Here is a 14,139-nt window from a genome sequence, read left to right as displayed (position 1 = left end):
GTCACGACACCTCCTCGCCAAGGTAAGCCTCGATCACTTTCGGGTTGCTGCGCACTTGTTCCGGCGTGCCGTGGGCGATCAATTGGCCGTGGTCCAACACGTAAATGCGCTCGCATATGCCCATCACAAGCGACATATCATGCTCAATCAACAAAATCGTCAACGCAAACCGTTCGCGGATAAACGCGATCAAGTTCATCAATTCTTTCGTTTCTTGCGGGTTCATGCCGGCGGCCGGCTCGTCAAGCAAAAGCACTTTTGGCTGCGCCGCCAGCGCCCGGGCGATCTCAAGCCGGCGCTGCTGGCCGTACGGCAAGTTTTTCGCTTTCTCGTGCATGACGCCGTCAAGCTGAAAAATGTTCAAAAACTCGATCGCCTTTTCTTCTATTTCCTTTTCCCCGCGGAAATGGGACGGGAGGCGGAGAATGGAGCTCGCGATCGAATGGCGGGCATGCGCATGGTAGGCGACTTTCACATTGTCGAGCACCGACAGCTCGCCGAACAGGCGAATGTTTTGAAACGTCCGGCTGATCCCTTTGCGCGTAATTTTATACGGCGGCAGTCCGTTCAACGTCTCGCCGTCAAGCATAATCCGCCCGTCAGTCGGCACATACACGCCCGTCAACAAGTTAAACAGCGTCGTTTTCCCCGCGCCGTTCGGGCCGATGAGCCCGACAAGCTCCCCTTGATATAGCTCCATCGTCACACCGGAGAGCGCCTTCAGCCCGCCAAACTGGATGCCGACGTTTTCTGCTTTAAGCAACGGTGTTTTTGCCGCCATGATTCATTCCTCCCTGCGCTGCCTTCCGCCATTTGAAGAGCGAAGATAGTTCTTTCGTCCCCATCAACCCGGTTGGACGGTACAGCATCACCAAAATCAAGACGATGCTGTAAATGATCATCCGCGTTTCCGGATAGTTTTGCAAGAACGTCGAAACGATCGTCAGCAACACCGCGGCCACCACCGCGCCGGATAGGCTGCCGAGCCCACCGAGGACGACGAAAATCAAAATGTCGAACGATTTCAGGAAGCCAAAGTTCGATGGCTGAATAATGTAAAAGTGGTGCGCATACAGCGCTCCGGCGATGCCGGCGAAAAACGAACCGATCACAAACGCCGCCACTTTGTAATACGTCGTGTTGATCCCCATGGCATCGGCGGCGATTTCATCTTCGCGGATCGAGATGCACGCCCGTCCGTGCGTCGAGTTCGTGAAGTTGGCGATCACCAAAATGGTGGCAAACAGGCAGGCGAACACCCACGGCCATGTCGTCATATGCGTCACCGTCATGCCGCTCGCCCCGCCGACGTAATCGATGTTCAAGAGCGCGATGCGGACAATTTCGCCAAAGCCGAGCGTGGCGATCGCCAAATAATCGCCTTTTAAACGCAAGCTCGGCACGCCGATGATGAGGCCGGCGAGCGCCGCCGCCACCCCGGCAGCCAAAACGCCGGCCGCAAACGGCAGCTGCAGCTTCATCGTCATAATCGCGGAGGCATAGGCGCCAACGGCGAAAAAACCGGCATGGCCAATGGAAAATTGTCCGGTGATCCCGATAATTAAATGAAGGCTGACGGCCAAAATGACATTAATCGCCATAAAAAAGAGGGTATTCACATAAAAGATGTTTAACGTTCCGCTTGCAATCAGCCACTCGACAACAACGAAAAAGGAGAAGGCCAGTATGACGGAAACCCAAAATCCACTCGTCCGCTTCCAAGTTGCCATTGTTCCCTACCATCCTTTACACTTTTTCTCGTACGTTCTTGCCAAACAATCCGGCCGGCCGGAAAATGAGGATGAGAATTAAAATGACAAACGCCACTCCGTCGCGCCAAAGCGAGTAGCCGAGCCCGCTGACGAGCGATTCGATGACGCCAAGCAAAAGCCCCCCGACCATCGCTCCCGGAATGATGCCGATTCCGCCCAACACGGCGGCGACAAACGCTTTTAATCCGGGAAGAATGCCCATCAATGGCTCGATTTTTGTATAATAAATGCCGAAAATAACGCCTGCCGCCCCCGCAAGCGCCGAACCGATGGCGAACGTGGCCGAAATCGTATTGTCGACGTTGATTCCCATTAACCGGGCCGCTTCCGCATCATGAGAGACGGCGCGCATCGCTTTCCCGATTTTTGTCCGGTGAACAATGAACTGAAGAAGGACCATCAAAACGAGGGACGTGCCGAGGATGAACAGCGACTGGCTGCTGATGACAACGCCAAACAGCTCCAAGTTCCGATCTGACAGCAACGTGCTCGGATACGCTTCCGGCTGCGCCCCACGCAAATAAATGATGACGTACTCAATGAGCAGCGATACGCCGATCGCTGTAATGAGCACAGCAATGCGCGTCGCGTTGCGCAGCGGCTTGTACGCAATCCGCTCAATGACTACCCCGAGCACGGCACAGGCGGCCATCGCCAACAACAGCGCTGGGAAAAAACCGACGCCGAGCATCGTCACAGCGTAAAAGCCGACGAATGAACCAATCATAAAGACGTCGCCATGGGCGAAGTTAATGAGCCGGACGATGCCATACACCATCGTATAGCCAAGCGCGATGAGCGCATAAATGCTGCCTAGCGAAATGCCGTTGACCAGCTGTTGAATGAGTTCCATGATTGCACGCTCCTTAACGAAAACTCGTCGTTGGCCAAAAGAAATGCCGGATGGGAGGGCGCCCCTTAGGGGCCTCCCCTGTCCACGCATCCATCCAGCCTTTTATTACGGATTCACTTTTGTTTTAAATTGCTGCTGCCCGTCTTTGTATTCCAAAATAATGGCCGATTTGACAGGATTGTGGTTTTGATCGACCGTAAATGTTCCCGTGACAAGCTGCAAATCTTTCGTTTGCGCCAGCGCGTCTTTAATTTTCACCGGATCGGCGCTGCCAGCCCGTTTGATGGCATCCGCCAAGAAGTATGCCGTATCGTAGCCAAGGGCGTTAAAGGCGTCCGGCGCTTTATTGTATTTCGCTTGGAACGCTTTGACAAATTCTTGAATTTTCGGGTCCGGGTCGCCCGACGAATAATGGTTCGTAATGTACGTGTTGTTCAACGCGTCTTTGCCCGCGATCTCGACCAGCTTCGGCGAATCCCAGCCGTCGCCGCCCATGATCGGCACGTTCAAGCCAAGCTCGCGCGCCTGCTTGACGATGAGGCCGACTTCTTCATAATAGCCCGGCAGGAAAATGAACTCTGGATTCTTTGATTTTATGCGCGTCAGCGTCGCACGGAAATCGGTGTCTTTCGCCACATACGCTTCTTCGGCAACAATTTGGCCGCCGCCGGCTGTAAATGTTTCTTTAAATGACGCCGCCAGCCCTTTCGAATAGTCGCTCGCGCTGTCGATCAAAACAGCCGCCTTTTTTACTTTCAAGTCGTTCAGCGCAAATTTGGCCGCCACCGTTCCCTGGAACGGGTCGATAAAGCACGTCCGGAAGACGAACTCGTTCACTTTGCCATCTTTGACGGTCACCGTTTCGCTCGTCCCAGACGGTGTAATAATCGGAACTTTATTGTCATTGGCAATTTGCACTTGAGCGAGCGTGTTCGTGCTCGTCGCCGAGCCAATGATGGCGACGACTTTATCTTGACTGATCAGCTTGATGGCGCCGTTTGTCGCTTCGGCCGCTTCCGATTTGTTGTCGACTTTCACCAACTCCAGCTTTTTGCCGTTGATTCCTTCTTTGTTGATTTCCTCAATCGCCAAGTCGAGCCCTTCCGCAATCGACTGGCCGTATGACGCGACCCCGCCGGACAGCTCAAGGTTGGCGCCGATTTTAATCACATCGCCGCCCCCGCCTCCGCCGCTGTTTCCGCCTGAAGAACTGCCTCCTTGCTGGTTGCCGCCGCAGCCGGCCAAAAGACCCGCCGTCAGCATCAATGAGAAAAAGACACCTGCTGCTCTTTTTTTCTTCATTTCTTGTTCCCCCCATTGTTCAAAATGTTCTGTCACCAGAGCGCACACCTTTTTCTGCATACTATATCGATAGAGTCCGTCTGCCTTGTGCGCTCGTGCGCCGCGCCGGATGGCGCCGCAAACTGATGCATGCCTTCCGATGCCGGCCGTTCATCCCCTCTCTCAAACTGCTATACAAATAATAAAATTATTTTCAATTTAATATAATATTACAAAATTCGAACCAACTCGTCTAGTTGTTTTCTATTTAAAAAACAAAAAAGCTGTTTCCTCTTGACAAACGCCAGAGAAACAGCCAAAGCCCCTTCGCCGGGAAGAACACTTTTTTTGCATAATATTTCCATGTTTCTGTAAAAAACATTCCCAACGGCTGACGCGGGCACCCGTCAACCTAACGGAACTATATAGATGCAATTTGAAGCTTTGCCATTTGCAGCTTTTACCCGAGTATTTGATCGACTGTCGGGCGACCGAACAACGCCGCTTAAAGACCCATATATGGGTCTGTGAAGCAGGCGGTTGTTCGATCCTCCGTCACGCCTTAGCTTGCCTTCGACAGTCGAACGAGAACGATCGATTTAGGAAGATGACAGTCGCCGGCCTTTTAGAGGCGCACATTGACAGCCTTTCCCACTACCGCTTCGGAAGCTGGATGGACGGGCCGACTTGACCGCCGTTTTTGTTGTAAAATTGCGGCACTTCTCCCGGAATAAAGCGCATCACAACTGGAATATCTGTTGTCACATTGGAAATTTTCGATGCAAAAGGAATGACGACTTGGATGTCGACCGATACATGAATATCAATTTCAATAAAAAAACTGTTAATATCATACGCTCGAATTTCTTTCGTCACTTCCGATTCGACATTGCCAACGATCTGAAACTGCACCGGAATGCGCGGGCCGAGGTTGGCGAGCAGCACGTTGTTCGTCACTTGGCCGAGCGGGATATAGTAAATGATCCCGCGGCTGTCCCCTTGGCCGGATTCGACCTCAGGCAGCACCATCCGTTCGATCCGTCCTTCTGTCGCCGCCTTTAAGCTTTCCATCACATGATCATCCGTCTCCGATAAGATGCGATTGATCACCGCGGTGTCAAAATCGACCGACACAATTTTGCCGCTTTCGTCCTTTTGAACCGTGACCAGCTGCCGAAATTCAGGGTTGTCTTTTTGAAACTGCTGCTCAATGGCGTTATTGATCACCAAGTTGGCAATCCGCTTCGTTTCCGTTTCCGCAATTTCCATCAGCATCGGCTCAATGCCTTTATTCACGATCCAAAGCCCGGCCGCTGTGGAAAACATAAAAAAAACGAATGTCAATAAAAACACGTAGCGGAACGGAAGCGGCCCTCTCCGCACAAATCGGGGGCGCAGCAAAATGAAATCCCTCCTTTACAAGCTATATGTATGCTTGCAAGGAGGGATTTTTTCACCGCATTTTCAACAGCGCGTCTTTTCCTTTCATTCCCCGTTTGATGCCAAGCTCCTCGGCGGCGACTGTCACCGATTCGAGCGGCGCCTCAAGCAACTGCTCGACCGTGCGCACCCCGACCGCCCGTCCGGCGACAATGCCGCGGTCGCGCAGCTTTTCGTTCAATAACGCCACATCGAGCGCCCCGCACATGATGTACCCTTTTTCACTCGCCACCGCCAGCAAGTTCGTTTTCGGCAGCTGGACGGACACCGCGACAAACGGATGTCCCTCAATGATAATCGGCTTGACTTCCACCATCGCCGCAGTCACTCTCCTTTCCATACTCCAATGTATGAAGCATGGAAAAAGAAGTGCCTGCCTATTGGGCCAATTTCCAGGCGAGAAGATCGCGCAAAAACTCCGGCATATAGTACGTTTTCTCCGCTGCCCGCTGAATTTGCGGATAAAAGTGGCCGATCGCAAACATATCGGTCGTCGCCACCTCATACGTGCGCTCGGGATCGAGCGGCTCGCCGTTGATTCGAATGGCGCGGATATGCCAGGCGCCGTCTTCTTCCAGCTCCGTTTCGATCTCGACTCCGTCGTACACCATTTCCCCCATCACTTCGCCGCGGAAGCCAAACCCTTTAAACTGCCAATGCTTCATCCGTTCCGTATTGGCCTCAAGGATAATCTCTTTGAGCTCCGCGCCGCGCAGCTTCACCTTGCACGGGTTGAGCGGATGCGGGCAAATGCGATGCAAATCTTTTTTCGTCACCGGTCCTCTCGCAAGCGGTTCAAGCAGCACCCCGGCGTTCACCATCCCGATGTCCGCCTGGCACCATTCGCGCAGCGCAGACGCAAGCAAACGGGCAAGCGGCGACGGAGCGAACCAGTCAAGCGGCAAGTCATCATGGAGCACGGCGACTTGTTCCGCTTCAAGCCGCGCCAAACTTTCCTGCTCAAGACAAACAAGATGGCGCTCGACCGCCTCGGAGCGGGGCAATGGTTCGACATCCACGACCGTCGCGGATGCCCTGGACAGCCGGTTTTGGTCAATCTCCAGCTTGACCACCCCAACATATTTTCCGTATTTCCCCGCCGCGCAAAGCAGTGTTTGATTCAATGTTTTTCCTTCTGGAAACACATGGTGGGTGTGAGCGCCTAAAATAATGTCCACGCCCGGAATCGTTGCAGCGATTTTTTCATCCTCATTCACCCCAAGATGAGACAGCACAACGACGCAATCGGCCTTTTGCCTCACTTCCTCCACCGCCGCTGCCAACATGTCAAACGGCGGAACGATCTTCCAGCCGAGCAGCTCGTAAAAGTGAGAAAACGGAGCGGTGGCGCCAACCACCCCAATGCGAAACGTCTCCGTCGCCGGGATGACGACATACGGCAACGCCCAATGCGGCCGCACGCCATCGCGGCGAAACAAATTGGCGACCACGACCGGAAACCGAGCCTGTTCGTACAACGTATCCAGTTCATCATGATCAAGGGTGATCCCTTCGTTGTTGCCGATCGTCACCGCATCATAGCCAAGATCGTTCAATAAGTCCACATTCGCTTTTCCACGCGTCGCCTCGGTAATCGGGTGCACGCGATCGAGAAAATCGCCGACATCAAACAAAAGCATCGCCTCGTTGCGCGCGCGATGCTCCCTTCTCCGTTCTGACAAAAAGCGGGCGATTTGCGGCCAATGTTCAAAATGGCTGTGCACGTCGTTCGTATGATAAATGTAGATAGTTTGCTTCAAAACGCGCGCCCCTCCTTCCATTACGCCAAACTTTCCCATACAAGCCGGGCCCCGAGCAGTACAAGCACTAGCCGCAGCACGACGACAAGCGTCCGGCTTGGCATCCGCTTATTGATCCACGCCCCGGTTTTCGCGCCGATCCATACGCCGGGAATGAGGGCAAGGGCAAACGACCATTGCACATTTCCCATCGCGACATGGGTGAGCGAACCGACGAGCGAGGACAAAAAAATCATCAACATCGACGTCGCCACCGCCACATGGGGCGGAAAGCGAAACAGCACGATCATCGCCGGCACCATGAGCGAGCCGCCGCCAATGCCAAACAACCCGCCGAAAAAGCCGACCACAAACGCGATGGCGACCGCCATGAGCGGTTGATAGCCGTATGTGAACACCTCGCCGTTTCGGTCCGTGTACATTCGCACAACACGCCGTCGCCACCATGGCGCCGGCCGCGCCTGCTCCGCCGCTGTTCGTTCGGCCCCGTTTTCTTTCGCCGCCGCCGTCTCGTCAGCCGAACGCTTCGTTTTCTTTTGACTCAGCGACAAAAAGAGCGACATGGCGATTAAAAACAGCCCAAAATACAATGAAAAATGAGCGGCGCTCAGCGTATTGTTCACCCAAGCGCCGATGACCGCCCCGGGAACGCTGCCAAGGCAAAAGAGCAAGCCGCTTTGATAGTCGACCATTTTGTCTTTCATATACGACAATGTGGACGATAAGCCATTGAAAATAATGACGACAAGCGACGTGCCGACCGCCACTTGCGGCGTCACCGCCGACAGCCAGCCGAGCGCGCCGAAAAACAAAAGCGACGGCACGATGATCACCCCGCCGCCAAGGCCGGCCAAACTGCCGACCGTCCCCGCGATAAAGCCGATCAAGACAAGCAACGCATACGCCATCCTCCATCCTCCTCTTCCCCGCTTCAAAACAAACCAAGCTGCCGCGGCGCAAGGCCCGTGTACTCAATGCCAAGCAAATCGATCAATTGTTTGGCGTTGTCGGCGGCATCGCCGCCGGAGTTGTTGTTAAACAGCACGTAAATTTGTTTCGTTTTTTTCTTTAATGCCTCTATATGGCGCACCCACTCGCGCAGCTCACGCTCATTGTACCGGTATAAATAGCGGACCGCCCTCCAGTTCTCGCCGGCCGTCGCCTTGTTCCAGCCGTGGACATTCCGTCCGTGCAGGCGGATGAGCGTCTTTTCCCGGTCGGTCGGATGCAAAACGGTCGGCACCGACCCTTCCCCCGCCTGCGGCTCGTCGCAAATCGCGTGAATCCACCCTTCCTCTTCCATAAAGCGAAGCGTTTTGTCATAAAAGCGCGGCGAAAACCATGATTGGTGCCGAAATTCGAGCGCCGCCGGCACCTCCCCCATCCGCGCTTTCACCCAGCGCAAGTACGCCACATGCTCGCGCCGACAGTCAAACCACGGCGGAAACTGAAACAGCACCATCGCCAATTTCCCCGCTTCCTGAAACGGCGCGATCGATTCCAGGAACGCGGCAAACATCGCTTCCTTGCTTTCATACGGAATCGGGCCGCGCTCATGCCCGGTCATTCCTTGGTATGCCTTCACAATAAACTGAAACGACGGTGGCGTCTCGCGAATCCATTTTTCCACATTCGCCCGCGGTTGAATGGCGTAAAAGTACGAATCGACCTCGACTGTCGGAAAATGAGCCGCATATTCCGGCAGTTTGTCCTTCGCAGCAAGGCCCGGCGGATACAAACTGTCATGATCGCCCCAGCCGGTCAGTCCAATATAAATCATGGCCATCACCAGTTTATTCAGCTTTCAGATATTTTAACTATACCATAAGCAGATCGGCCATGAAATCAAAACGACTATTGGCACGTTGCTCTAAGGGGAAATGGCCTGCGACGCGGCAAGCAACGTTATTCTTGCGTCAAGTAATTGAAATGTTTATCCGTGATATAGGTGAGATCAATATCAAAATTCATCTTATCTAAGATCGGTTGAATGTACTCGATTAAATGTGTGCCAACCCCAAAATAATCAGGGAACTTCGTAATATAAAACGAATGATTATTATCACAATCGGGCTTATGTTCAACTAACCCTTCGATGACCTCAACGATTCGGTCCACCATATGTTGTTCTAATGTTTTCTCTGAAATGATGACCGTGTGGATATAATTCTCCGCGCCTTCAAATGAATCCTCATCCTCGATTCCCTTTAAAATGGGAAAATCATCGAAAACACTAGGTCTCCTGTAATCCAAAATCAATAACATACAAACCGTTTCACCATCTTGGTCATCTAAACGAAACAACTCCAGATCTCGCAACTTCAACATTCTGATCAATTTCCACATTCCTATCATCTCTTTCACGTTCCACTCTCTTTTTCATCGTTATATTTTCAAAATAATGAAACATCACCAATCCGATTATAGATCATAACAAAATATTCATAAATAACCATTCCTTCACAAATCTGAAATGGACGATCATCGTTATGGACGCTTTTAGCACGGATAGAGCATGCCAGCATAACAATGACCGCTGACACCCACTCCATGTGACTCAAAAAGATGAGACACTGAAGTGGGATCAGCGGCACTTGAAAAAAATGATGGGTGCAGCGCTTCGTTTGAACGCTGCACCCTTGATATGATCAAGATTATCCAATGCTTCCTTCCATCTCGAACTTGATCAAGCGGTTCATCTCGACCGCGTATTCCATCGGCAGCTCTCTTGTAAACGGCTCAATGAAGCCCATGACGATCATTTCCGTCGCTTCCTGCTCGGAAATGCCGCGGCTCATCAAGTAGAACAGCTGCTCTTCCGACACTTTCGACACTTTTGCTTCGTGCTCAAGCGAGATGTTGTCGTTTAAAATTTCGTTGTACGGAATCGTGTCCGATGTCGACTGGTTGTCGAGAATGAGCGTATCGCATTCGATGTTCGAGCGCGAGCCGGACGCTTTGCGGCCGAAATGGACCATGCCGCGGTACGTGACTTTTCCGCCTTGCTTGGAGATCGACTTCGAGACGATCGTCGATGACGTGTTTGGCGCCAAATGGATCATTTTCGCCCCAGCGTCTTGGTGCTGCCCTTTGCCTGCGATGGCGATCGACAGCGTCAAGCCGCGCGCCCCTTCGCCTTTTAAGATGACGGCCGGGTATTTCATCGTCAGCTTCGAGCCGATGTTGCCGTCGATCCATTCCATCGTCGCGTTTTCTTCGCAGACGGCGCGCTTCGTCACCAAGTTGAAGACGTTGTTCGCCCAGTTTTGGATCGTCGTGTAGCGGCAGTAGGCGCCTTTTTTGACGATGATCTCAACAACCGCGCTATGAAGCGAGTTCGTCGTGTAAATCGGCGCCGTGCAGCCTTCGACGTAATGGACGTGCGCCCCTTCGTCCACGATGATGAGCGTCCGTTCAAACTGCCCCATGTTTTCCGAGTTGATGCGGAAGTACGCCTGAAGCGGCGTATCGACTTTGACGCCTTTCGGGACGTAGATGAACGAACCGCCCGACCAGACGGCCGAGTTCAAGGCCGCAAATTTGTTGTCTGTCGGCGGCACGACTTTGGCGAAATACTCGCGGAACAAGTCTTCGTTCTCCTTCAGCGCCGAGTCGGTGTCTTTAAAGATGACACCGAGTTTTTCGAGGTCTTCTTTCATGTTGTGGTAGACGACTTCCGATTCGTATTGCGCCGAGACGCCGGCCAAATATTTTTGTTCCGCCTCTGGAATCCCTAATTTATCGAACGTCGCTTTGATCTCCGCCGGCACCTCATCCCACGAACGGCCCGATTTTTCCGTCGGTTTGACGTAGTACGTAATTTCATCGAAATCGAGGCTTGATAAGTCGCCGCCCCATTGCGGCATCGGTTTGCTGTAGAAGATGTCGAGCGCTTTTAAGCGGAACTCGAGCATCCATTGCGGCTCGTTTTTCATCCGCGAAATTTCTTCGACGACTTCACGCGTCAGGCCGCGCTGGGCGCGGAAGACGGAGACGTCTTTATCGACGAAGCCGTACTTGTATTCACCAATTTCCGGGGCTTTTTTCGCCATCTCGGTTCACCTTCCTTTAGACTTAGTGGTGATGCAGTCCTTTTTCGAGCGCTTTCCACGCGAGCGTCGCACATTTGATGCGGGCCGGAAACTTGGAAACGCCTTGGAGCGCCTCGATGTCGCCAAGGTCGACGGAATCGTCGTACTCTTTCCCTTGGATCATATCGGAAAAAATGTGGGCGAGCCGAAGCGCTTCCTCCACCGTTTTTCCTTTGATCGCCTGCGTCATCATCGACGCCGACGACATTGAAATCGAACAGCCTTCGCCTTCAAATTTGACGTCGGCGACTTTTCCGTCTTCGACTTTCATCGTCAAGTGGATGCGGTCGCCGCACGTCGGGTTGTTCATGTTGACATCGACGTTCGTTCCTTCAAGCACCCCGCGGTTTCGCGGGTTTTTATAATGATCCATAATGACTTGGCGGTAAAGCTGATCCAACGGATGGTTAGAAGACATGGCTGAAGTACTCCTTCGCTTTCTGTAATGCGGCGATGAACCGGTCGATTTCCTCTTTCGTATTGTAAAGGTAAAAGCTCGCCCGGGCGGTCGCCGTCACGCCGAGCCATTTCATGAGCGGCTGGGCGCAATGGTGGCCGGCGCGGATGGCGATCCCTTCGGCGTCAAGAACCGTCGCCACATCGTGCGGATGCACCCCGTCGATGTTAAACGTCACAAGCCCCGCCCGTTCTTTCGGGCCATATACCGTGACGCCGTCGATGCCAGCCAGCCGTTCGAGTGCGTATTGCGCCAGCTCGTGCTCATGGGCGGCGATGGCGTCCAAGCCGACTTGTTCAAGGAAATCGATCGCCGCCCCAAGGCCAATCGCCCCGGCGATGATCGGCGTGCCTCCTTCAAACTTCCACGGCAGCTCTTTCCACGTCGAGTCGTACAGCTCAACAAAATCGATCATTTCGCCGCCGAACTCGACCGGCTCCATCTGCTCAAGCCATTTCTTTTTGCCATATAATACGCCGATTCCCGTCGGCCCGCACATTTTATGGCCGGAAAGGGCGAGAAAATCGCAATCAAGTTCCTGAACATCGACCTTCATATGCGGAGCGCTTTGCGCCGCATCGACGACGACGACCGCGCCGCGCTTATGGGCGATGCGGGCGATCTCCCGCACCGGGTTGATCGTCCCAAGCACGTTCGATACATGAGCAATGGCGACAATCTTCGCTGCTTCGGTGACGGTCGCCTCGACATCGCGCAGATCGATCGTGCCGTCTTCCTGCATTGGAATGTATTTTAACGTCGCCCCCGTTTGCTTCGCCAGCTGCTGCCACGGAATCAAGTTGCTGTGATGCTCCATGTACGTGATGACGATCTCATCGCCTTCTTTGACGTTGGCGCGCCCGTAGCTGGAGGCGACCAAATTAAGCGATGCCGTCGTGCCACGCGTAAAGATGATTTCCTGCGCCGATTGGGCGTTTAAAAACCGCCGCACTTTTTCGCGCGCGCCTTCGTACGCATCGGTCGCCTTCGTCCCGAGCGTATGGACGCCGCGGTGGACGTTCGAGTTGTACTCGCGGTAATAGCGGTCAAGCGCCTCAATCACCGGCAGCGGCTTTTGCGATGTCGCCGCGCTGTCGAAATAAACGAGCGGATGGCCGTTCACTTGCTGATGCAAAATCGGAAACAACGCGCGAATGTCGTTCACATTCATGATTGAACTTTCCTTTCAATCACTTCAATTAATTGGTTTTTCACGCCTTCAAGGGGAATCGCCTCGACAACCGGCGCCAAAAAGCCGTGGATGATGAGCCGTTCCGCGTCGCGTCTCGGAATGCCGCGGCTCATTAAGTAATACAATTGGATCGGGTCAACGCGCCCGACAGAAGCGGCGTGGCCGGCCATGACGTCGTCCTCGTCAATCAACAAAATCGGGTTCGCATCGCCGCGCGCTTTTTCGCTCAACATCAAGACGCGCGACTCCTGCTCGGCGTTTGATTTTGACGCACCGTGCTCAATTTTCCCGATGCCGTTGAAAATCGAGGTCGCGCTGTCGCGGACGACGCCGTGTTTTAAAATGTGGCCTTCTGTATGCTTTCCGTAATGAATGACGCTCGTCGTAAAGTTTTGCACTTGCTCGCCGCGGCTGACCGCGACCGTTTTCGTATCGCCGAACGAGCCGTCGCCGACAAGGCGGGTGATGTTCTCGGAGACCGTATTGCCGTCATTCATCAGCCCGAGCGCCCATTCGATCCGTCCATCGCGCCCGGCGATGCCGCGCCGATTGACATACGTCGTGGTGCCTTTGGCCAAATGGTCGACAGCGGCGAAAAAGACGCTTGCGTTCGCTTGAGCAAACACCTCGGCGACCACATTAACGACCGCGTTTCCTTCGCGGCTTGTTGATATATAATTTTCGACAAACACGACGCGGCTGTTGTCTTCCGCCACGACGATGACATGGTTAAACAAGGCGATGTCGTCTTCGTCTTGAATATAGACCGCCTGAAGCGGCGTTTCAATCTCCACATTTTTCGGGACATAGACAAACACACCGCCGTTGAGCAGCGCCGCATGGAGCGCGGCAAGGCGGTGCTCATCCGGCTTGACCGCCGTCATCAAATAGTTTTTCAGCAAGTCGCCATGCTCGCGCGCTGCGGTGAAGATGTCGGTGAAAATGACGCCCTTCTCCTTCAACTCATCGGACAGCGACACATACGCCGGCGTATGGTTGCGCTGCACGTACAAATTTTTCGTTCCTTCGCCGGCTTGCATGAGCGCCTTGACCGCTTCAGGCAAGTCATCGAGGCCGGCATATGGCGCACTGTCAACGGCATGGCGTGAGAAGCCAGTGAAGTTCCAATTGTCGATTTTCGTTTTCTCCGGTTTCGGAAGCGGCAGCCGCTCCGCCAACCGAAGCGCCTCAAGGCGCCGCTCGGTCAGCCAGCCCGGTTCGCCGCGTCCGCTTGAGAACGTGCGGATGTAGGTTTCATCGAATGGGATTTTCGTTTCTGTCGCCATAGTCCTC

At 53.6% G+C, this 14,139-nt stretch carries 14 protein-coding genes; all 14 read right to left on the bottom strand.

From position 1 onward, the window contains the following. Position 1: 1 nt before the first annotated feature. Positions 2-781 carry an ABC transporter ATP-binding protein gene (locus AP057_RS12760; RefSeq protein ID WP_033016330.1) on the bottom strand — a complete coding sequence of 260 codons (780 nt, stop codon included), beginning with the start codon at positions 779-781 and terminating at the stop codon, positions 2-4. Further along, positions 756-1,730, bottom strand: a complete 975-nt coding sequence (locus tag AP057_RS12755; RefSeq protein ID WP_033016332.1) for a branched-chain amino acid ABC transporter permease — start codon at positions 1,728-1,730, stop codon at positions 756-758. The genes AP057_RS12760 and AP057_RS12755 overlap by 26 nt, the downstream gene beginning before the upstream one ends. Before the next feature lie 16 nt (positions 1,731-1,746). Next, positions 1,747-2,625, bottom strand: coding sequence for a branched-chain amino acid ABC transporter permease (locus AP057_RS12750; protein WP_033010381.1), 879 nt, complete (start codon positions 2,623-2,625; stop codon positions 1,747-1,749). 105 nt (positions 2,626-2,730) lie between these two features. After that, positions 2,731-3,927, bottom strand: coding sequence for an ABC transporter substrate-binding protein (locus AP057_RS12745; RefSeq protein ID WP_055358909.1), 1,197 nt, complete (start codon positions 3,925-3,927; stop codon positions 2,731-2,733). Positions 3,928-4,560: 633 nt separating this feature from the next. Next, entirely contained in the window at positions 4,561-5,307 is a 747-nt protein-coding gene (gene yunB / locus AP057_RS12740; RefSeq protein WP_033016333.1) for a sporulation protein YunB, read from the bottom strand. A 52-nt stretch (positions 5,308-5,359) separates the two neighbouring features. After that, positions 5,360-5,662, bottom strand: coding sequence for a YunC family protein (locus AP057_RS12735; protein WP_033010377.1), 303 nt, complete (start codon positions 5,660-5,662; stop codon positions 5,360-5,362). A gap of 61 nt (positions 5,663-5,723) precedes the next feature. Further along, positions 5,724-7,106: a bifunctional UDP-sugar hydrolase/5'-nucleotidase gene (locus tag AP057_RS12730; RefSeq protein WP_055358908.1), complete on the bottom strand. Its 1,383-nt coding sequence runs from the start codon at positions 7,104-7,106 to the stop codon at positions 5,724-5,726. Positions 7,107-7,126: 20 nt separating this feature from the next. Continuing rightward, positions 7,127-8,014 (bottom strand): sulfite exporter TauE/SafE family protein, encoded by an 888-nt coding sequence (locus AP057_RS12725; RefSeq protein WP_055358894.1) that lies wholly within the window; start codon positions 8,012-8,014, stop codon positions 7,127-7,129. Between the two features lie 23 nt (positions 8,015-8,037). After that, complete coding sequence (locus tag AP057_RS12720) at positions 8,038-8,886, bottom strand: DUF72 domain-containing protein (protein ID WP_055358907.1); 849 nt, start codon at positions 8,884-8,886, stop codon at positions 8,038-8,040. 125 nt (positions 8,887-9,011) lie between these two features. Continuing rightward, positions 9,012-9,452 carry a hypothetical protein gene (locus AP057_RS12715; RefSeq protein ID WP_235468562.1) on the bottom strand — a complete coding sequence of 147 codons (441 nt, stop codon included), beginning with the start codon at positions 9,450-9,452 and terminating at the stop codon, positions 9,012-9,014. A gap of 308 nt (positions 9,453-9,760) precedes the next feature. Then, positions 9,761-11,158, bottom strand: coding sequence for a Fe-S cluster assembly protein SufB (sufB, locus tag AP057_RS12710; RefSeq protein ID WP_015375743.1), 1,398 nt, complete (start codon positions 11,156-11,158; stop codon positions 9,761-9,763). Positions 11,159-11,180: 22 nt separating this feature from the next. Beyond that, on the bottom strand, positions 11,181-11,615 hold the full coding sequence (gene sufU, locus AP057_RS12705) for a Fe-S cluster assembly sulfur transfer protein SufU (protein ID WP_015375744.1): 435 nt from the start codon (positions 11,613-11,615) through the stop codon (positions 11,181-11,183). Further along, entirely contained in the window at positions 11,605-12,825 is a 1,221-nt protein-coding gene (locus AP057_RS12700) for a cysteine desulfurase (RefSeq protein WP_033016337.1), read from the bottom strand. Before AP057_RS12700 ends, sufU begins: the two co-directional genes overlap by 11 nt. Then, positions 12,822-14,132, bottom strand: coding sequence for a Fe-S cluster assembly protein SufD (sufD, locus tag AP057_RS12695; protein WP_033016338.1), 1,311 nt, complete (start codon positions 14,130-14,132; stop codon positions 12,822-12,824). Before sufD ends, AP057_RS12700 begins: the two co-directional genes overlap by 4 nt. Positions 14,133-14,139 lie beyond the last annotated feature (7 nt).

It is taken from the genome of Geobacillus sp. Sah69 (assembly GCF_001414205.1).
GTDB classification, from domain to species: Bacteria; Bacillota; Bacilli; order Bacillales; family Anoxybacillaceae; genus Geobacillus; species Geobacillus stearothermophilus.
This window is presented reverse-complemented; position numbering and strand designations above follow the sequence as displayed.

What these genes read in the sequence shown, in the direction of transcription:
- AP057_RS12760 (WP_033016330.1), bottom strand. Translation starts at nt 781, where the DNA reads ATGGCGGCAAAAACACCGTTGCTTAAAGCAGAAAACGTCGGCATCCAG.
- AP057_RS12755 (WP_033016332.1), bottom strand. Translation starts at nt 1,730, where the DNA reads ATGGCAACTTGGAAGCGGACGAGTGGATTTTGGGTTTCCGTCATACTG.
- AP057_RS12750 (WP_033010381.1), bottom strand. Translation starts at nt 2,625, where the DNA reads ATGGAACTCATTCAACAGCTGGTCAACGGCATTTCGCTAGGCAGCATT.
- AP057_RS12745 (WP_055358909.1), bottom strand. Translation starts at nt 3,927, where the DNA reads ATGAAGAAAAAAAGAGCAGCAGGTGTCTTTTTCTCATTGATGCTGACG.
- AP057_RS12735 (WP_033010377.1), bottom strand. Translation starts at nt 5,662, where the DNA reads ATGGTGGAAGTCAAGCCGATTATCATTGAGGGACATCCGTTTGTCGCG.
- AP057_RS12725 (WP_055358894.1), bottom strand. Translation starts at nt 8,014, where the DNA reads ATGGCGTATGCGTTGCTTGTCTTGATCGGCTTTATCGCGGGGACGGTC.
- AP057_RS12720 (WP_055358907.1), bottom strand. Translation starts at nt 8,886, where the DNA reads ATGATTTATATTGGACTGACCGGCTGGGGCGATCATGACAGTTTGTAT.
- AP057_RS12715 (WP_235468562.1), bottom strand. Translation starts at nt 9,452, where the DNA reads ATGTGGAAATTGATCAGAATGTTGAAGTTGCGAGATCTGGAGTTGTTT.
- sufB (WP_015375743.1), bottom strand. Translation starts at nt 11,158, where the DNA reads ATGGCGAAAAAAGCCCCGGAAATTGGTGAATACAAGTACGGCTTCGTC.
- sufU (WP_015375744.1), bottom strand. Translation starts at nt 11,615, where the DNA reads ATGTCTTCTAACCATCCGTTGGATCAGCTTTACCGCCAAGTCATTATG.
- AP057_RS12700 (WP_033016337.1), bottom strand. Translation starts at nt 12,825, where the DNA reads ATGAATGTGAACGACATTCGCGCGTTGTTTCCGATTTTGCATCAGCAA.
- sufD (WP_033016338.1), bottom strand. Translation starts at nt 14,132, where the DNA reads ATGGCGACAGAAACGAAAATCCCATTCGATGAAACCTACATCCGCACG.